Annotated in this window: 15 protein-coding genes; 11 read left to right on the plus strand and 4 right to left on the minus strand. The window is 68.7% G+C overall.

Annotated features, from left to right (window positions below; genetic code table 11):
- Nucleotides 1–13 precede the first annotated feature (13 nt).
- The 3 genes from ACP7AZ_RS04030 to ACP7AZ_RS04040 are packed head-to-tail and all read left to right on the plus strand — an operon-like array spanning nt 14 to nt 2,837.
- Complete coding sequence (locus ACP7AZ_RS04030) at nt 14–1,144, plus strand: hypothetical protein (protein ID WP_426036305.1); 1,131 nt, start codon at nt 14–16, stop codon at nt 1,142–1,144.
- Nucleotides 1,145–1,198: 54 nt separating this feature from the next.
- Nucleotides 1,199–2,317 carry a bifunctional transcriptional activator/DNA repair enzyme AdaA gene (locus ACP7AZ_RS04035; protein WP_426036307.1) on the plus strand — a complete coding sequence of 373 codons (1,119 nt, stop codon included), beginning with the start codon at nt 1,199–1,201 and terminating at the stop codon, nt 2,315–2,317.
- Nucleotides 2,286–2,837: a methylated-DNA--[protein]-cysteine S-methyltransferase gene (locus ACP7AZ_RS04040; RefSeq protein WP_426036309.1), complete on the plus strand. Its 552-nt coding sequence runs from the start codon at nt 2,286–2,288 to the stop codon at nt 2,835–2,837. Before ACP7AZ_RS04035 ends, ACP7AZ_RS04040 begins: the two co-directional genes overlap by 32 nt.
- Here the strand turns inward: ACP7AZ_RS04040 and ACP7AZ_RS04045 are convergent.
- Together ACP7AZ_RS04045 and ilvA are read right to left on the minus strand one after the other, a co-directional pair.
- Nucleotides 2,824–5,334 (minus strand): ATP-binding protein, encoded by a 2,511-nt coding sequence (locus ACP7AZ_RS04045; protein ID WP_426036311.1) that lies wholly within the window; start codon nt 5,332–5,334, stop codon nt 2,824–2,826. The genes ACP7AZ_RS04040 and ACP7AZ_RS04045 overlap by 14 nt on opposite strands.
- Before the next feature lie 76 nt (nt 5,335–5,410).
- Complete coding sequence (gene ilvA / locus ACP7AZ_RS04050) at nt 5,411–6,934, minus strand: threonine ammonia-lyase, biosynthetic (protein ID WP_426036313.1); 1,524 nt, start codon at nt 6,932–6,934, stop codon at nt 5,411–5,413.
- A 272-nt stretch (nt 6,935–7,206) separates the two neighbouring features.
- Between ilvA and nadA the strand changes: the two genes are divergently transcribed.
- The 5 genes from nadA (at nt 7,207) to ACP7AZ_RS04075 (ending at nt 11,801) form a co-directional block, all read left to right on the plus strand.
- A complete protein-coding gene (nadA, locus tag ACP7AZ_RS04055) occupies nt 7,207–8,307 on the plus strand; it encodes a quinolinate synthase NadA (protein ID WP_426036315.1) in 1,101 nt (366 codons plus the stop codon).
- Nucleotides 8,304–9,146: a metalloprotease gene (locus tag ACP7AZ_RS04060; protein ID WP_426036317.1), complete on the plus strand. Its 843-nt coding sequence runs from the start codon at nt 8,304–8,306 to the stop codon at nt 9,144–9,146. Before nadA ends, ACP7AZ_RS04060 begins: the two co-directional genes overlap by 4 nt.
- Nucleotides 9,143–10,651, plus strand: coding sequence for an L-aspartate oxidase (locus ACP7AZ_RS04065; protein WP_426036319.1), 1,509 nt, complete (start codon nt 9,143–9,145; stop codon nt 10,649–10,651). Before ACP7AZ_RS04060 ends, ACP7AZ_RS04065 begins: the two co-directional genes overlap by 4 nt.
- Nucleotides 10,648–11,514: a carboxylating nicotinate-nucleotide diphosphorylase gene (gene nadC / locus ACP7AZ_RS04070; protein ID WP_426036321.1), complete on the plus strand. Its 867-nt coding sequence runs from the start codon at nt 10,648–10,650 to the stop codon at nt 11,512–11,514. Before ACP7AZ_RS04065 ends, nadC begins: the two co-directional genes overlap by 4 nt.
- A 131-nt stretch (nt 11,515–11,645) precedes the next feature.
- The gene (locus tag ACP7AZ_RS04075) at nt 11,646–11,801 is read left to right on the plus strand and encodes a hypothetical protein (protein ID WP_426036323.1); all 156 of its coding nucleotides are present in this window, start codon (nt 11,646–11,648) and stop codon (nt 11,799–11,801) included.
- Here ACP7AZ_RS04075 and ACP7AZ_RS04080 read toward each other — a convergent pair.
- Nucleotides 11,792–12,850 (minus strand): cell wall hydrolase, encoded by a 1,059-nt coding sequence (locus ACP7AZ_RS04080; RefSeq protein ID WP_426036325.1) that lies wholly within the window; start codon nt 12,848–12,850, stop codon nt 11,792–11,794. The genes ACP7AZ_RS04075 and ACP7AZ_RS04080 overlap by 10 nt on opposite strands.
- A 534-nt stretch (nt 12,851–13,384) precedes the next feature.
- Here ACP7AZ_RS04080 and ACP7AZ_RS04085 point away from each other — a divergent pair.
- Both ACP7AZ_RS04085 and ACP7AZ_RS04090 read left to right on the plus strand, forming a co-directional pair.
- Nucleotides 13,385–13,567, plus strand: coding sequence for a hypothetical protein (locus ACP7AZ_RS04085; RefSeq protein WP_426036327.1), 183 nt, complete (start codon nt 13,385–13,387; stop codon nt 13,565–13,567).
- Nucleotides 13,568–13,795: 228 nt separating this feature from the next.
- Nucleotides 13,796–14,155, plus strand: a complete 360-nt coding sequence (locus ACP7AZ_RS04090) for a DUF6481 family protein (protein WP_426036329.1) — start codon at nt 13,796–13,798, stop codon at nt 14,153–14,155.
- Nucleotides 14,156–14,232: 77 nt separating this feature from the next.
- On the opposite strand, the gene ACP7AZ_RS04095 is transcribed toward ACP7AZ_RS04090, so the two are convergent.
- Complete coding sequence (locus tag ACP7AZ_RS04095) at nt 14,233–17,553, minus strand: PAS domain S-box protein (RefSeq protein ID WP_426036331.1); 3,321 nt, start codon at nt 17,551–17,553, stop codon at nt 14,233–14,235.
- Nucleotides 17,554–17,716: 163 nt separating this feature from the next.
- On the opposite strand from ACP7AZ_RS04095, the gene ACP7AZ_RS04100 reads away from it, so the two are divergent.
- Nucleotides 17,717–18,196 (plus strand): Dps family protein, encoded by a 480-nt coding sequence (locus ACP7AZ_RS04100; protein ID WP_426036333.1) that lies wholly within the window; start codon nt 17,717–17,719, stop codon nt 18,194–18,196.
- Nucleotides 18,197–18,219 lie beyond the last annotated feature (23 nt).

Below are 18,219 nucleotides of genomic sequence, written 5' to 3' on the forward strand. Positions count from 1 at the left end.
GAGGGGCAAGACCATGGACATGGTGGAACGCTATCTGGAGGCCGTCGCGGCACAGCTGTCGGTGGAAGAGCGCGACGACATCGTCGCCGAGCTGCGCGACCTGATCCTGAGTCGCGTCGAGGCGAAGGAAGAGGCGTTGGACCGGTCGCTGACAGACGACGAGCGTGAGGTCATCCTGAAGGAGATCGGCCATCCGCTGGTGGTCGCCGCGCGCTATCGCAAGGGGCCGGATTCGCTGATCGGACCGGAGCTGTTTCCCTACTGGCTCTACGGGGTGAAGGCGGGTCTTCTGATCCTGCTCGTCGTCTCGGGCATCGGCCTGCTCATCCGGCTGATCAGCGGCACGGCGGACGCGGGGCAGGACATCGCCCAGGCCTTCCACGGCTTCTTCGGTTCCGGTCTGACCCTGATCGGGGCCCTGACCCTGGCCGGGGCGATCATGGAGCACTACGCTATCCGGCCGAAATGGCTCACCGACTGGCGGGTCAAGGACCTGTCGGCCTTCGGCCTGTCCGACCCGTCCTGGTGGGGCGCGAGCGTGAAGAGCGCGAGTGACAGGATAGGCGCGGGATCCGGACCGGGCCTGCGGCCGATGTGGCGAACGCGGGCGATGCGGAGCCCTCGCGATTTCGGGGCCGAGGCGGCCTTCTCCTTCCTGGCGGTGGGGCTGTTCGTCCTGTGGTGGGTCGGGCTGGTTCATTTCCCGGGCCTGAGCGCGATACGCATCGACGGCGACCTGGTCTCCGTCTCGCCGGCGCCGATCTGGGCCGTTCTGTTCGCTCCGATCCTGCTCTACGCCCTTGGCCAGATGGGGATTGACCTGTTCACCCTGATCCGGCCGCAGGCGGCGCGGATGCGGGCAGTGCTGGCGATCCTGGTCGCGGTCGCCGGCCTTTGGCTGACCTGGAACATCTTCGAGGCAGGTCACTGGTTCACCCTGAGCGTCGGCGCGGAACAGGCGCGGATCGCGGGGGACGGGGTGCTGCTGGACTTTGACCGGCTTCGCGAGCTGCGCGAGGGCGAACGGGACCTGACCGGGGTGGCGTCGACCCTGTCGCTGATCCTGACCTGGGCCCTGGCGATCAGCGCGGCCAGCCTCGTCTACACGATCGTCGCCAATGCCTGGCGCGCCGCGCGAGCTTAGGGACATGTCCGAAAACCGCGAGACTTCCCATCGGGGAAGGGCCATCTTCGCGGCATGGAAACGCGCGCCGAGACCCTGGATCAGGAGGCCTGCTACCGGGCCGTTCTGACGCGCGACGTCCGGTTCGACGGCCGGTTCTTCGGCTGCGTGAAGACGACGGGCATCTACTGCCGCCCGGTCTGTCCCGCCCGGACGCCGAAGCGCGAGAACATGGTCTTCGTGGTCACGGCGGCGGCTGCTGAAGAAGCCGGCTTCCGCGCCTGCCTGCGCTGTCGCCCCGAGACCGCGCCCGACATGGGGGCGTGGCGGGGCACGTCGAACACCGTCAGCCGGGCCCTGGCCCTGATCGAGGCGGGGGCGCTGGACGAGGCCGACGTCGACGCCCTGGCCGGACGGCTGGGGGTCGGCGAGCGTCAGCTGCGGCGGCTGTTCAAACAGCATCTGGGCGCGGCGCCTGTCAGCGTGGCCCAGACCCGGCGAGTGCTGCTGGCCAAGGCCCTGATCCACGAGACCGACCTGTCGATGGCGCAGGTGGCGCATGCGTCGGGCTTCGGTTCGGTGCGGCGCTTCAACGAGACCTTCCAGGCCCTGTATCGGCGCGCACCGTCGGAACTGCGTCGTCGGGCCGAGAGGCCGCCGAGCGAGGGCGTGAAGCTGAGTCTGTCTTCCCGGCCGCCCTATGACTGGGACGCGATGTTCGCGGCGCTGGCCGCGCGTGGGGATCGGGTCGAGGGGAGGGTCTGGTCGCGCGATCTGGTCAGGGATGTCGACGGCGCCGACGGCTTCGTCACGGCCACGCCGGGCAAGCCGGGACGGCTGGAGATCTGCGTCGAGGCCAGCGACCTGAAGGCGCTGCCGGGCGTGCTGGCGCGGGTGCGACGGGTGTTCGACCTGTCGGCCGATCCCGAGGCCATCGGGCTCGACCTGTCGGCAGACCGGGTGCTGAAGCCACTGGTTGAGGCGCGGCCCGGCCTGCGGCTGCCGGGCGACTGGATCGACGCGAGCGAGGACGCACCCAGTGATCGATTAAACGAAGCGACGCTGGCGGACCGGGCGGAGCGGTGGCGACCCTGGCGGGCCTATGGGGCGCTGCATCTGCGGATGGCAGGGCTGACGGCAACCGATCTGATGGAGAACGACGATGACAACTCACGACTCTGGCGTGCAGCCTGAGACCCTGACCCTCGACCGGATCGCGACGCCGGTCGGCGAGGTGCTGCTGGTCACAGATACGGACGGCGCTGTCCGGGCGCTGGACTTTGCCGACTATGAGCCGCGCATGATGCGGCTGCTCGGCCGGCATGCGCCGGATGCGGTCCTCGTCCCCGGCCGGGCGCCCGAGGCGGTGCGCGGCGCGGTCGAGGCCTATTTCGCCGGGGACGGGCGGGCGCTGGATGGCCTCAAGGTCAAGACCGGCGGCACCGATTTCCAGCGGTCTGTCTGGGCGGCGCTGCGGGCCATCCCGGCCGGCGAGACGCGCAGTTACGGTCAGCTGGCGGCGGCGATCGGATCGCCGAAGGCGGTGCGGGCGGCGGGGCTGGCGAACGGCCAGAACCCCATCGCGGTCATCGTTCCCTGCCACCGGGTGATCGGCGCGAACGGGACCCTGACGGGCTATGCCGGAGGTCTGGAGCGCAAGCGCTGGTTGCTGGCCCACGAAGGCGCGACCCTCTCAGAAGTCAGGCCGCGCTGACCTCTTCCGCCTCGTCCGGTTCGACGGCGTCGAGCGCGGCGGCGATGGCGGCGAACAAGGTCTGGGTGGTGACGGGTTTGGCGAGGTGACCGTCGGCGCCGGCGAGACGGCCGGCTTCGACATGCTCGGCCATGGCGTTGGCGGTCAGCATCAGGAGCGGGGTGCGGGCGAGGCCGCGCTCGGCCTCGAGGGCGCGGATGGCGGCAGTCGCGGTCAGACCGTCCATGACCGGCATCTGCATGTCCATCAGGATCAGGTCGAAGCCGCCTCCGGCGAAGGCGTCGAGCGCCTGCTGGCCGTCCTCGACGGCGATCAGGGTGGCTCCCGTCGATGCCAGCAGCACCTCAACGACTTTACGATTGGCGGGATGGTCGTCGGCCAGCAGGATGTGCAGATCCTCAGGCGCGACCTCGATGTCGGCGGTCGCCGTTTCGACGACAGGCGCAGCGGCCGGCAGGGGCAGTTCGAACCAGAAGCGCGAGCCCTCTCCCGGCGTGGACTCGCAATCCAGTTCGCCGCCCATCAGTTCGGCCAGGTCGCGGGAAATGGCGAGGCCCAGGCCGGTGCCGCCGAAGCGCCGGGTGATCGAGCCGTCCGCCTGCTGGAAGCGGTCGAAGATGCGCGCCTTCTGGTCCGCGTCGAAGCCGAGGCCGGTGTCGGCCACGGTGAAGCGCACACGGCCGTCGGCTGCCGCTTCTACGCGAAGGGTGACCGCGCCGGCGCTGGTGAACTTCAGCGCGTTGGAGACGAGGTTGGCCAGGATCTGGCGCACGCGGACGACGTCGCCGACAACCATCCGCTCCAGGGTCGGGTCGAGCTCGACGACCAGGGCGACCGGGCTGCCCTCGACCGTGGAGCTCCACAGGGCGGCGATGTCCTTGACCGCATGGCCGAGGGCGAAGGGCGCGGTCTCGATCGTCACCTGACCGGCTTCGATCTTGGCGCTGTCGAGGATGTCGGAGAGCAGCCGTTCCAGGGTCACGCCGGACGAGCGGATGATCTCGACCATTTCGTGCTCGGCGTGGTCGAGCGGGCGACGTGACAGGGCATCGGCCATGGCCACAACGCCGTTCAGAGGCGTGCGGATCTCGTGGCTCATATTGGCCAGGAACTCGGACTTGGCCCGGTTGGCATCCTCGGCGCGGCGGCGGGCGAAGCGGAGGTGGCGGGTCAGGCTCCACTGGCGGAGCAGCAGGGCGGTGGCGCTGAGGAGGAAGACCACGCCGATGCCGACGACCCAGCGCTGGCTATGAATGACGTCGGCCTGGAGCGCGGTGTTGGCCCGGGCGGTCTCCAGCTGATGGCGGCGCTCCCGCAACTGATTCCGCATCTCCGAAGTGACCTGGCCGATACCCTCGCTGAAGCGGCGCGTCTGCTGAAGGGATTCTTCTTCCGAATGGCGGCGAAGCAGGTCGAAGGCTTCGCGCGAGCGGCCCTGGGCCTGGAGCACTTCGGCCTCGGCATGCAGAACCTGTGAGAGGCCTTCGTCGCGAAACTCGCCCGCGGCCTGGCGACGATGGATCTCGGCGACGTCGCGCCGCGCCCCGTCCACGTCGCCGGTGCGGGCGCGAGCCATGGCGCGGATCGGCAGGATGTGGTGGGCCAGGAACTCGGCCGCGCCCAGGCTTTCGCCATAGGGCGCGAGGCAGCGCAGCAGTCGGGACGGATCGTCGGCGCCCTGCGCCACCATGGCGCACAGGTTGGCGTCATAGACGGTCAGACTCTCTACCCTGGCGCGCGTCGCCAGGCGGTGGTGGACCGCGAACAACCGCTCGGCCAGGGGCTGGTCGCCGACCTGGACGGCCATGCGGGCCAGGTTGTAGACGGCGTCGAAGTCGGGCCGGGGATAGGCAGGATTGCTGTAGTCGAGTTCGAAACGACCGAAGGCGTCGGTGGCCCCGCGGATGTCGTTCAGCTTCATCAGGCCGATGCCGGTCACCTCCCACAGACCCGCGCGCGCCGTGTCGGCGAAGGCGTCGTTTTCGGGGGTCAGGCTCATGGCCTCGTTGAGCAGGTTCAGCCCTTCGCCGAGGCGGTCCTGGTCCATCAGGGCCAGGGCGTGGATGCGGGTGGCGTGGGCGCGGACGAACCAGTCTGATTCCGCCCTGGAGATTTTTTCCATCTCGATGGCGGCGGCGTCGTCGCCCGCATCGTAGCGGATCGTCAGGGCGTTAAGATGGGCGATCTTCGTATAGCGCGCGTCGCCCTGCCGCCCCGCGGCGGCGGCGAGCTGCAGGTTCCACCGCGTGGCGCTCTCGAAATCACCCTGGTTCAGGCTGGTCCAGACGACGTGGTAGAGCCGGTTCAGCCCCTCGCGACCGGGCGTGTGCAGGGCCCTCTGACCGAAGGCTTCGAGCTGGGCGAAGGTCGTGGCGCCGGCCCGGCGCTCGACAGCCGCAGCCAGGGCCAATGGATCGCGAGGGGCCGGGTTTTTGGCGAGGACCAGAGTCGGCGCGGCCACCAGCACGGCGAGACCGAGCAGCAGGGCTTTGAACAACAAGGGTACGCAACGGAGGAGCACGCCTCAACGTGGCCCAAAGGTGTTTCGCAAGCTTTAGCGCCGGATCGGGCCTTCACGTACCGTCGAGGAACAGCCGGCTGGCCGGATTGTCGGTCTCGTCGACATAGGGATAACCGAGCGTGGCGAGCGCGACGTTCAAAGCCGGCTGTTCGGCGGGCGGCACCGAGATACCGGCCAGCACCCGGCCGACATCGTCGCCATGGTTGCGATAGTGGAACAGGGTCAGGGCCCAGGCCGGCCTAAGGCTGTTGAGGAAGCGCAGGAAGGCGCCGGGCCGTTCGGGGAATTCGAACCTCAGGATGCGCTCGTACGGCAGGCCGGTGGCGCGGCCGCCGACCATGTGGCGGACGTGCAGCTTGGCCGTCTCGTTGTCGCTCATGTCCTCGACCGCATAGCCGTCGACGCGCAAGGCGGCGATCAGGTCATCCTTCTCGTGCGGCCCCTGTTTGATCGCGACGCCGACAAAGATGTGGGCGCGGCCCTCACCGGACCAGCGGTAGTTGAACTCGGTCACCGAACGGCCATCGAGCGCCGACAGGAAGCGGCTGTAGACGGCGCGGTCGTCGTCCATGGCGACGGCCAGAAGCGCCTCGGTTCCCTCGCCGATCTCGGCCCGCTCTGCGATGTGGCGCAAGCGGTCGAAGTTGACGTTCGAGCCCGAGTTGATGGCGATCAGGGCGCCATCTTCGGCCGTCTCCGGATGGGCGGCGGCCCAGGCCTTGAGGCCCGCGAGGGCGAGCGCCCCGGAGGGTTCGGCGACGGCACGGCTGTCGTCGAAGATGTCCTTGATGGCGGCGCAGATGGCGTCGTTGTTGACGGTGACGATCTCGTCCAGCAGGTCACGGCACAGCCGGAACGTCTCGGTTCCCGCGCGGCGCACGGCGACGCCGTCGCAGAACAGGCCGACCTGATCCAGGGTCACGACCTCGCCCGCCTCGATGGCGGCCTTCATGGAGGCGGCGTCGACCGGCTCGACGCCGATGACCTTCGTCTCCGGTCGCAGGAACTTCACGATGGCCGCGACGCCGGCGGCCAGGCCTCCGCCGCCGATGGGGACGAAGATGGCGGCGATGGGCTCGGAGTGCTGGCGAGTGATCTCCAGTCCGACCGTACCCTGGCCGGCGATGACGTCGGGGTCGTCGAAGGGGTGGATGAAGACGGCGCCGGTCTCGGCCGCGCGGCGGCTCGCCTCGGCGAAGGCCTCGTCGAAGGCCTCGCCGTGGAGAATGACATTGCCGCCCAGCGCGCGCACCGCGGCGACCTTGATGGGCGGGGTGGTGACCGGCATGACGATGGTCGAGACCGCGCCGCGCCGACGGGCCGCGAAGGCGACGCCCTGGGCATGGTTGCCGGCCGATGCGCAGATGACGCCCCGCGCCAGCTGTTCCGGGCCCAGGGTGGCGATCTTGTTGTAGGCGCCGCGGATCTTGAACGAGAAGATCGGCTGAAGGTCCTCGCGCTTCTGCAGCACCGGCCGACCGAGGCGCACGGCCAGGCGCGGCAGCGGGTCGAGCGGCGTCTCGATCGCCACGTCATAGACTCTGGCGGTGAGGATGCGGCGGAGAGTTTCTTGCATGAGGGATGGGCTTGGAGGCGACTTTGCGGAGGATATTTCTCCGTCATAGCCTGATCGCGGCAGATGTCGCCCCAAAACCGTCGCAACCCACTTCGCATCAGCGAACGATGGCGCGCGCGGCACAGACTGGAAGCCTGCGCGATTCCGTCACGCCGCACGGCTCGGGTCGCGATGACGGAGATCGTGTCAGCCTCTTGCATCCCGGGCCGACAGGCCTATCTTAACCGCACTTATGCTAATGTTGAGCATAAGTCATTCGGGCGGTGTCGCCCATGGAGATGACGTCGATGGCGCACGCAGCCCAGACCTTGGGAATGTCGCCGGAACTGGCCGCCGAGACCGCCCCTGTCTGGGAGAAGGTCAAGGAGTTCGTCACCCCGATGGAGTGGCCGGTCCAGGCCCAGCTGATCCACGAGATCAACCTGCTGAAAAAGGAGCGGGACGCCGTCATCCTGGCCCACAACTATATGACGCCCGACATCTTCCACGGCGTCGGCGACTATGTCGGCGACAGCCTGGGGCTGGCCAAGGAGGCCGCGCGGTCGAACGCGAAGGTGATCGTCCAGGCGGGCGTGCACTTCATGGCTGAGACCTCGAAGATCCTGAGCCCCGAGAAGACCGTCCTGATCCCCGATCTGAAGGCTGGCTGTTCTCTTGCCGAAGCGATCACCGGCGCCGACGTGCGTCTGATCAAGCAGAAATATCCCGGGCTGCCGGTCGTCACCTATGTGAACACCACGGCCGACGTGAAGGCCGAGACCGACATCTGCTGCACCTCGGCCAACGCCGTCCAGGTGGTGGAATGGGCGGCCAGGGAATGGGGCGTCGATCGCGTCATCCTGATCCCCGACGAGTTCCTGGCCCGCAACGTGGCGGCCCAGACCAACATCGGCATCATCGCCTGGAAGGGCCGCTGTATCGTGCATGAGCGGTTCACCGCCGTCGACATCGCCGAGATGCGCGAGGCCTATCCGGGCGCCCAGATTCTCGCCCACCCGGAGTGTCCTGAGGACGTGCTGGCCGCCGCCGACTTCGCCGGATCGACGGCGGCGATGACCGACTATGTGATGTCCAGAAAGCCGAAGCAGGTGGTGCTGATCACCGAATGCTCGATGGCCGCCAACATCAAGGGCGACGTGCCGGAAGTGAACTTCATCGGCCCGTGCAACATGTGCCCCTACATGAAGCGGATCACGCTGGAGAACATCCGCGACTGCCTGCGCGACATGAAGTTCGAGGTCACGGTGCCGGAAGAGATGATCGCGAAAGCCGCGCTCGCCGTGCAGCGAATGATCGACCTGCCGCCGCCCGCGATCCCGGCGCGCTACGACATGGTCAAGGCCAAGCACCATGTCGCGGTGGAGCTGATATGACAGATGGCCCCTGGGGATCGCGCGACGGTTCCACGCCGAAGCCGGTCGCGCAACCAACGACCGCAGTCCCGCAGTCCAGCCCCGGCGCGCCGGTCATCGACAAGGGCCAGAGCCTGCCGTGGGCGATCGGTTCGACCCTGCTGCTCGGCGGGTTCATATGGTTGATGAGCGGCAGCTGGGTCGTCGCGGTGGCGGCGATCTTCGGCCTGTTCGTGCACGAATACGGCCATGTGCTGGCGATGAACCGGCTCGGGATGGGACCAGCAAAGATCTACATCATTCCCTTCCTCGGCGGGCTGGCGCGAGGTCAGCGCAATCCCGAGAGCGAATGGCACGGGGTGCTGGTGTCTCTGGCAGGACCGGCATTCGGCCTGCTCGCCGTCCTGCCCGCCGTCGGCCTTTGGTTTGCGACCGGCGATCAGGAGTGGATGCTGGGCGCCTTCTTCATCGCCATGATTAATCTGGTGAACCTGGCGCCCGCGCCGCCGCTGGACGGCTCCAAGGCGCTGGGGCCTGTGCTGGCCCGCATCGATCCGATGGTCGAGAAGGCCGCCCTGATCGCCATCGGGGCGCTGGCGGTCTGGTGGGGCGTCTCGACAGGGCGCTACATCCTCGCGGTCTTCCTGGCCATCGCGATCCTGGGATCCCTGCGTCGCGGCGCATGGCGGCCGGGCGAGAAGAAGCTGACCTGGCCCGAGGCCGGCAAGTCTCTGGCCCTGTTCCTGCTGACCGGCGCCCTGTGCGGGGCCGCCGCGATTGGCGTCCTGTTGCCGTTATCCGAGGGCTCACCTCAGGGCGCATTCGAGATTGCCGCCCGCTTCATCGGCTTCGACCGGTGAGCCGCATTCATCACGACGGCCCGCTGATCATCGGCGGAGGCCTGGCCGGATTGTCGGCCGCGCTTTCGGCAGCCCCCGCGCCTGTCATCGTCATCAGCCCCGCGCCCCTGCTTCAGGCGGCGTCCAGCGCCTGGGCCCAGGGCGGCGTGGCTGCGGCCCTGTCGAAAGACGACGCTCCGGCCCTGCATCTGAAGGACACGGAGGCGGCGGGCGCCGGCCTTGTCGACCACCATGCGGCCGAGGTCCTGACCAATGAAGGCAGGGCGACCGTCGAATGGCTGGCCTCTCTCGGCGCGCCGTTCGACCGGGATGCGGCCGGCGAGTTCTCCGTCAGCCTGGAAGCGGCCCATTCGATGGCCCGTGTCGCCCGCGTCGGGGGCGACGGCGCGGGGCGGGCGATCCTGTCGGCGCTGGTGGCCTCGGTGCGGGCCGCCTCTCACATCACCGTCTGGGAGGACGCACGACTGCGCGCCCTGATCCAGGACGGGACCGGTCGCGTGCGCGGCGCGGTGATCGAGCATCCGGGCGGTCGCATGGTCGAGGTCCTCGCCCCGGCTGTAGTGCTTGCGACCGGCGGGGCGGGCGGCCTCTATGGTGCGACGACCACGCCGGTGGCGCTGAAGGGCGAAGGCATGGCCCTGGCCTGGGCGGCGGGCGCGGAAATCCTCGATCCCGAGTTCGTGCAGTTCCATCCCACCGCCATCGACGTCGGCGTCGATCCCATGCCGCTGGCGACCGAGGCCCTGCGGGGCGAGGGGGCGCGGCTGATCGACCGGGACGGGCGGTTCCTTCTGGGCGACGCCGACGGCGCGGATCTGAAGGCGAGGGACGTGGTGGCGCGGGCGGTGCATGCCGCGCGGGCGGCCGGGCGCGGAGCCTTCCTCGATGCGCGAACAGCCGTCGGCGACCATTTCCCCACCGAGTTCCCGGCCGTTTTCGCGGCCTGTATGCAGGCGGGTCTGGACCCCCGCGAGACCCCGATTCCTGTGGCGGCGGCGGCCCACTATCATATGGGCGGGATCGCCGCTGACCCCGACGGGCGGACGTCGCTGGAAGGCCTCTACGCCGTCGGCGAATGCGCGGCGACAGGGGTGCACGGCGCCAACCGGCTGGCGTCCAACTCATTGCTCGAGGCCGCGGCTTTCGGGCGGCGGACGGGGCGCGAGGCGGCAAAGGCCATCGCGACCCGGGGGCCCGTGGTCGTGGGCGCGGTGGTCGAGGACCTGCCCGAGGCGGCCCATGCCGGGCTGCGCGCGGCGATGAGCGCCGATGCGGGCGTGGTGCGCGACGCGGCGGGCCTGACGCGGCTTGTCGCCCTGATCGACCGGCTGGAGGCGACCCATGGCGCGCCGCCGGCGCTGGTCGCGGCGCGTTTGATCGCCGAGGCGGCCCTGGCCCGGCGCGAGAGCCGGGGCGGCCACTATCGTTCGGACTATCCCGAGACGGCGACGACCCCGGTGCATACCCGCCTCCGGCGCGACGTCCTGCAGACGGTGGCGGCATGAGCGGGCTTCCGGACACAGTGATTCTGCCTGTCATCCGCATGGCCCTGGCCGAGGATCTGGGGCGGGCGGGCGATGTGACGGCGGCGGCCTGCATTCCCGAAGGCGCCCGGATGCGGGCGCGGTTCGCGGCCCGAAAGCCGGGCGTGCTGGCCGGAATCGCCTGCGTGCGGCTGACGGTGCTGGAGATGGATCCGAAGGCCTCGGTCGATCTGCGGATCAGGGACGGGGAGGTCTTCGAAGCGGGCGCGGTCCTGGCCGAGGTCGAGGCGGACGCGCGCGCCTTCCTGTCGGCCGAACGGACGGCGCTGAACCTCCTCGGGCGGATGTGCGGTGTCGCGACCCTGACCCGGACCTATGTAGAGGCGGTCGCCGGAACGGGCGCCCGGATCGCGGATACACGGAAGACCACCCCGGGTCTGCGCGGCCTGGAGAAGCACGCGGTGCGTTGCGGCGGAGGGGTCAACCATCGCTTCGGACTGGATGACGCCATCCTGATCAAGGACAATCACGTCGTCGTCTGCGGCGGGGTGGTCGAGGCGGTGAAGGCCGCCCGCGCGCACGCCGGTCATCTGATGAAGATCGAGCTGGAGGTCGATGGCCTCGCCCAGTTCGATCAGGCCCTATCGCTGGTCGCGCAAGGGCAGGGACCGGACGTGATCATGCTCGATAACTTCGACAACGCTGAGCTTGTCGAGGCGGTGAAGCGTCGGCGTGACGGTGGTCATAAGGTGGTGCTCGAGGCGTCCGGCGGGGTCAATCTGACCACCGTGCGCGGCATCGCCGAGACCGGCGTCGACGTGATTTCCGTGGGGGCTCTGACGCATTCAGCGCCGGTTCTCGACATCGGTCTGGACGCTTTCTGAGGAACGGGCGGGACGCCGAAGGGTTTTCTGCTTCAGATCAGAAGGAGAGTCTCATCGCCCCGGCCCCGAAGAGTCCCAACGAACATCGCAACTTCGCCGACCACGTCGCGGCCTCTGTCGAGCACGCCGGGTTGTCGGATCGTCGCGACTGCGAGACCAGCGTGCCGTTGGCCGACCTGAGTGACGCCGACGTCAATCCGGGTCAGCAGGGCCGCTACGGAAACCTGAAGCAGAACCTGACCATTCACTGGCAGGTTCAGGAACGGCCAGCGGTCGATCAGACCTGAGGTGCGCTGCCGACGGCGGAGTCCACGGCGGTCGGCTGGGCCGAACCGGAGACGGGCGTCGTCAGGGGCGCGGGCTTGAGGGCCGGCGTCGGCGCGGGCGTGGGAGCCTCGGTCACACCCGCCGCCGTCTCGTTGCTGGACGTCATGTTTTCCTGGGCCAGCAAGGCGGTGTAGGCGATCGCCTGGCCCGCCTGACGGACCGTCTCGCCCGGATCGATGCCAGCATAGACGGCGCGCTGGACGTCCGCGCCGGTCGAGCCGCGAGCGGCGTAGCTGAAGGCGTTGGACGAGCCGGCGCGGCCGCCGAAACGATAGAAGATGTGGCTGCCGACCTGGCCGACGCGCAGGAAGCTGTTGCGCCATGACGGCCAGACGCCCGTGGTATGGAAGAAGGTGGCGTTGCCGACGCCGGCATAGACGGCGCCCGAGAGGGCGGCGGAGGCGACGGTGCGGGCCCGGTTCCAGGCGGCGCGGTTGACCGGCGCGCGCATCGACCCGTCGCAGGTGAAGCTGAACTGGCAACCGACGCGACGGCCGGAACCCTGGAACACCACACCGCAGACGCTGCGCGGGAAGGAGGGGTGGCGGGCGCGGTTCAGGACGACCTGGACCACGGCGCGCATGCCGTCGGAGCCCTCGCCGCGCGCCTCGTAGTAGGCGGCCTGGGTCAGGCATTCGAGATCGCGCGAGGCGTCCAGCGCATTGTCGATACGGAACTGACGAGCGGCGGCGGAAATGTCGGTCAGGCTGGCGCGGCGCAGGTCGCTGCGGGTGCTGTCGGGACGAAGCTGCTCCAGACGCGCGGTCAGCAGTTCGGCCTGGCGGTCGCGCTGGGCGCCGCCGGCGACGGTATAGGGATCGTGGCGGCGGGCGATGGTCAAAGCGCTGGCGTCCAGGCCCCCGGCGGCGGCGGCGAGCGCTTCCTCGGTGAAGCCGGCGGCGGTGGCGCCTTCCAGACGTTCAGCCTGGGCGCGGACGGTCGTCGCACGCGCGACGGTCCCTCCCAGATAGGCGCAGCCGATTCCAAGACCCACAAGGGCGCCGAACACCGCTGCCGCCTGTACGGGCCGAATCCTGGCCGTACGGTCGGCGCGCGAAGTCGCACGCTGCTGCGAGGGATGGAACAAAGGCGTCGTCCTATTCAACAGGGCGGAAAAGTCGCCCCCGGGTCGTCTGCAGAACCGGGCGATATGGTGAATCGCGTTCCGGTTTGCGAATCGACGGTCGATGAACAGGTGACCGCCGAAGGATGGGCCTTAAGCCACCCGTTTATGGCCTCAATGTGTTTGATTCGCAAGTTGTCGCTGCAGTGCAGCAATTGTGACGGGTCTGCAGGTTTCCTCAAGACTGGCGTAATCCTTGGCCGGCACAGAGAAGGGGGTTTCGTCATGAATACCGTATCGGTTTGCAGCGGTCAGACTTGCTGGCGGGGATAATGTGGCCGGGCATGCTTTCGAGGCTCATTTCTATTGTATTCGCGATCTCGGGAAATGGGCGCTGACCTGTCGCTATGGTTGTTCAGGGAACGGCGTCGGCGGGGGGGCGTTCAAGCGTGACCTTAACCAAGATGCAGGACCCGTCCCATGCGCTCTTCCCTTGTGACCGCCGCAACCCTGGCCTTCCTCGCCCTCGGCGTGACCGCCCTTTCGGCCTGTGGCCACACCACTGAACAGCGCGCCGCCACCGGAGCCATCGCGGGGGCAGTTGTGGCCGGGCCGGTCGGCGCGGCCGTCGGCGGCGCGGCCGGCGCCGCTCGCCCGGATTGAGCGACTGGACTTGGCGTCGGGGCCCCCGACGCCTATCTGGGGGATCGCCCACGGGTGCGTCCCGGCGATGACGGTCGGCCGAAGAACGGCCCCGTTCGTCGATTAAGAGACGCGCGCGCTTGATTTACGGCTCCATTTCGGCTTTGCCGACGCCCGGACGCCGTGGCGATCCCCGCCCGCGCCCCTCCGGCGACGGGCCCACCCCTCGAAGGACGACCGACCGACCGCATGAGAGATCTGAAACAGACCGGCTTCAACGACCGCATCAGCACCCAGCAGGAGGCCAAGAAGGCTCTGCTGGCCAAGTTCAAGCCCAAGGCCGCCGCGCCCGACCCCGAGTTCGACAAGCTAGCTGAGAAGCGCGCGGCCGAGAAGGAGGCCCTGCGTCTCCAGCACGAGGCTGCAAAAGCCGAAGAGCGTCGCCTTAAGGCCGACCGTGACGCCGAGCGTATGGCTGCCGAACGTGAATCCGAGGAGGCCGTCGAGGCCGAGAAGCGCGCAAATCGCAAGGAGCGCAAGCAACTCACCAAGGAAGAGCAGAAGGCCGCCCGCGACGCCAAATACGCCGCCCGCAAGGCGCGGAAGTAGCCGCCAGGCGCTCGCGCTCTCATTGAGACTGTTCGGCCCGTCGCGATCTCGCGGCGGGCCGAAGTCGTTGTGGAGCCTCAGGTCTGGCGTGGCGCCTCGGTGGCGACCAGCAGGTCGCCCAGCGCCTCGCGCAGCTGTTCGCCGGAGTAGGGCTTCCTCAGGAACGGCCAGGGCGCGTCGGTCAGGGCCAGGTCGACGTCGTCTCCAGCATAGCCCGAGGTCAGCATGATCGACATAGCCGGCCAGCGCTCTGCGCAGGTCCGGGCCAGCTCCACGCCGGTCATGCCGCCCGGCATGACGATGTCGGTCAGCATGACGTCGAAGCGGCGGTGATCCAGAACGGCAATGGCCTCGGCCCCCGTTTCCGCCGTCTCAACCTCCAACCCCATGCCGCGCAGCAGGTCCATGGCGATCGCGGCGACGCCCACGTCATCCTCGACCAGTAGAAGGGTCTGGCCCGGCTTCACCGCGCCCAGCACGCGGCGGGGAGCCTCCGGCGTCGCCTCCTCGACCGGCGCTGGCGGCAGGTAGACGCGGATTTCCGTCGCTTCGCCGACCGCGGAGGTGATCTTCACCCCGCCCCCGCTCTGGCGCGCGAAGCCATACACCTGGCTGAGGCCGAGGCCCGTGCCCTTGCCGACCGCCTTGGTGGTGAAGAAGGGCTCGAACACCCGAAGCATCGTCTCCGGGCTCATGCCCGCGCCTGTGTCGGAGACTGTGACGCAGACGTAGTCGCCGGGGGCGAGCTCGATCACCTCGCCCGCGTCGATCTGACAAGCCTGGGTCTGGACGGTGATCGTCGCACCGTCCGGCTGGCCCCGCTCGGCCACGGCATCGCGGGCGTTGACGATGAGGTTCAGCAGCGCAGCCTCGAACTGGGCCGGATCGACGATCACGCGGGCGCCCCCGCGACGGAGCTTCAGCTTGTAGCCAACCGCCTCCCCGACCGCGCGGCGCAGCAGGGGGTCGCTTTCGCGGATCAGGGCGTTGATGTCGATCGCCTCGGGCCGAAGGGCCTGGCGACGCGAGAAGGCCAGCAACTGATGCGTCAGCCGCTCGCCGCGGCGTGCGGCCGACAGGGCGGCCTCGCCCAGCTTCTGGCGGCGCGCGGAGTCGTCGGGGGACTTCAGGATCAGGTCCAGGGCGCCGATGACGACGGTCAGCAGGTTGTTGAAGTCGTGAGCCACGCCGCCTGTCAGCCGGCCGATCGCCTCCATGCGCTGGGCGTGCATCAGATCCGCCTCGGCCTTCGCTTTCTCGGCCAGGGCGTGGCCGACGCGCTCTTCAAGCAGTTCGTTGATCCGCTTGAGGTCGTGCTCGACCCGGCGCGCGTCGGTCACGTCGAAAGCCACGCCGACGAAGCCGATGACCTCGCCGCCCGGACCGAAGCGCGGACGCGAGAAGGACTTCAGCCAGCGGTACTCCCCCGAGCTGTGGCGGTAGCGCGCTTCAAGCGCGAAGGGCAGTTCCGTGGCCTCTCCGGCAAGGGACTCGCGGACCAGCATGTCCTGGTCGTCGGGGTGGATGTAGGTGCGCCAGTCGGCGGTGCGGACGCTCTCGTAATCGCCCCCCATGTATTCGACATAGGCCTGGTTGACGAAAGCGCGGCTCCTATCCTGCTGCGTCACCCAGATCAGGACCGGGGCGGTGTCGGCGATGTCGCGGAAACGGGCTTCGCTTTCCAGAACCTCCGCCTGGGCGCGGGTGCGTTCGACCTCGGACCAGGCCCGGTCGGCGACGTCCTCCATCAGGGTGATCTCGGCGCCTGTCCAAGCCCGGGATCGGATGCTGTTCACGTGGAGGAAGGCTCTCAGCACGCCGGATCGGACAATGGGCACCGTCACGAAGGCGGCCACCTGGACCTCGGCGAAGGCGTCCGCGGCGCCGGAGGTGCGGGGATCGAGCAAGACGTCATCGACCACAATCGTCTTGCCCTCGGCCAGCTGGCGATCCACCTCGCCGCCGAAGTTCCGGGTGCGGTGCACGCCCTGCAGGCTGCCCACGCCCTCCGTCCAGTCGCGGGCCATCTCGAAGACCTCGTGGTCGCGACGCAACTCCCCATGGCCAACCCGGTTCACGCCCAGCATGCGCCCCAGCACGCTCTGCACATGATCCATGATGGCCTCGGGATCGTTCAGGTCGCGCACGCCGTCGGACAACTCCAGCAGGAAGCGTTGGCGGCGTTCCTGCTGGGCAAGGGCGTCCAGGGCCTCCCGCGTCGTCGTGACGTCGAACGACAGGCCGACATAACCCTGGAACACCTCCTCGCCGTCGAAACGGGGGTTCACCGACACTCGCATCCACCGCCATGCGCCGTCGTGACGCAGGAAGCGGCACTCGAAAGCGTAGGGCAGGAAGCGGGCGCGGGCTTCGGCCTGGGTGGCGTTGACCTCGGCCACGTCGTCGGGGTGGATCGAGGCCTTCCAGGCGTGGCCCATAAAGGTCTCGCCGGGTTTGCCGTAGAACTCGACCAGGGCCGCGTTGACGAACTCCACCTCGCCCGCGGCATTGGTCAGCCAGACGGGGGAGGGCGCGGTGTCGGCCATCAGGCGGAACCGGGTCTCGCTCTCGCGCAACGCGGCCTCCGCCGCCTTGGCGTCGGAAATGTCGACCGTCACGGCGATATAGCCTGACTGGGCGCCATCCTGGTCGCACAGGGCCCGCAGGCTGGTCAGGGCCCAGACTACCGTGCCGTCGGGCTGAACATATCGCTTCTCAAGCTGGCCGCCCTCGCCGCCTGCGAGGACGCTGGACAGCAGATCGAGCGTCGGCTGCACGTCGTCCGGATGGCTGGCCTGAGCCGTCGTCATGCCGATAATCGACTCCTGGGTATGGCCCAGAAGCGCGGCGAACCGGGCGTTCGCGCTGACCACGCGACCATCCATGCCGACGCGGGCGATACCGGCTGCCGCCTGATCGACCATGGCGGTCAATTCCGCCTCGCTGCGTCTCAGCGCGTCCCGGGAATTCTCGAGCGCCGAGACCGTCTCGCCGAGCCGGGCCAGGCTCTTGCGTAGGGAGGCGGCCACGAGGGTGGAGAAGAGGCCGACGATAATAAAATTGGTAGTGGCGCCCCGGCCTGCGGGGGTTGCGATGCCGAACCCCGCCGCTCCAGGACCGGCGATCGCCCAGCCGCCGAGAAGGCACGCCGCCGTCGCGACAAGGCCGGCGACCCGTCCGCCGGTGAGGGCCGCCAGGGTCACCGCCGGCAACAGGATGATGAACCCGGAAACCTCACCGAAAAAGGCCTGACCCGCCCAGCGTACGAGCAGTCCGACCGCGGCGAACGCCAGACCAGTCAAGACGTTTCGCCACCACGGTCGCCTGGGCTCGCGCGCCAGCCGCGCCAGGACGATGTCCGGCTCCAGCATCCGACCGAACAAAGCGCTGAAACCCAATCCGACCCCCGGTTCGCGCTCGCGCGAAAAACGGCAACGCTTTCCGATTCTTTGCGTTCCGCTCCGCGAAGAAGCCGCATCCATATGGGGCTTCAGATCTTGGTGCAGGCCGCTGGAACGCTTACCTGCCACACGATTAGCGACTGTCGCCAAAGGAGCAAGCATGACTGCAACGATCGACACGGGCCTGACGAAGGCCGAGCGCACTGATGTGGCGCAGGAGCTGAGCAAGGTGCTGGCCGACAGCTTCGCCGTCTATCTGAAGACCCACGGCTACCACTGGAACGTGCGGGGTCCCGAGTTTTTCACCCTGCACACCCTGCTGGAGCAGCAGTACCGCGAGATCTGGGCCGCGCTGGACGAGATCGCTGAACGGATCCGGGCGTTGGGCGAGTTCGCGCCCCAGGCCCAGTCGACCTTCGCCAACCTGACCTCAATCAAGGACGGCGACCCCGACAAGGACGCTCCGGCCATGCTGAAGGAGCTGATGAAGGACCATGAGACCCTGATCGCCACCTGCCGCGCAGCCCTGACGGCCGCCGACGACGACAGCGACGATGTCTCGGTGGACCTGCTGACCCAGCGGCTGGCCGCGCACGAGAAGTTCGCCTGGATGCTGCGTTCGACCTTGGGAGGGCGCTAGGCCCGGCTCACAGAACCGCAATC

It is taken from the genome of Brevundimonas sp. DC300-4, from assembly GCF_049897365.1.
Lineage (GTDB): Bacteria > Pseudomonadota > Alphaproteobacteria > Caulobacterales > Caulobacteraceae > Brevundimonas.

Coding starts and splice junctions, on each gene's coding strand:
- ilvA (WP_426036313.1), bottom strand. CDS start 6,934: ATGCAAGAAACTCTCCGCCGCATCCTCACCGCCAGAGTCTATGACGTG.
- ACP7AZ_RS04085 (WP_426036327.1), top strand. CDS start 13,385: ATGCGCTCTTCCCTTGTGACCGCCGCAACCCTGGCCTTCCTCGCCCTC.
- ACP7AZ_RS04040 (WP_426036309.1), top strand. CDS start 2,286: ATGACAACTCACGACTCTGGCGTGCAGCCTGAGACCCTGACCCTCGAC.
- nadC (WP_426036321.1), top strand. CDS start 10,648: ATGAGCGGGCTTCCGGACACAGTGATTCTGCCTGTCATCCGCATGGCC.
- ACP7AZ_RS04035 (WP_426036307.1), top strand. CDS start 1,199: ATGGAAACGCGCGCCGAGACCCTGGATCAGGAGGCCTGCTACCGGGCC.
- ACP7AZ_RS04090 (WP_426036329.1), top strand. CDS start 13,796: ATGAGAGATCTGAAACAGACCGGCTTCAACGACCGCATCAGCACCCAG.
- ACP7AZ_RS04030 (WP_426036305.1), top strand. CDS start 14: ATGGACATGGTGGAACGCTATCTGGAGGCCGTCGCGGCACAGCTGTCG.
- ACP7AZ_RS04060 (WP_426036317.1), top strand. CDS start 8,304: ATGACAGATGGCCCCTGGGGATCGCGCGACGGTTCCACGCCGAAGCCG.
- nadA (WP_426036315.1), top strand. CDS start 7,207: ATGGAGATGACGTCGATGGCGCACGCAGCCCAGACCTTGGGAATGTCG.
- ACP7AZ_RS04100 (WP_426036333.1), top strand. CDS start 17,717: ATGACTGCAACGATCGACACGGGCCTGACGAAGGCCGAGCGCACTGAT.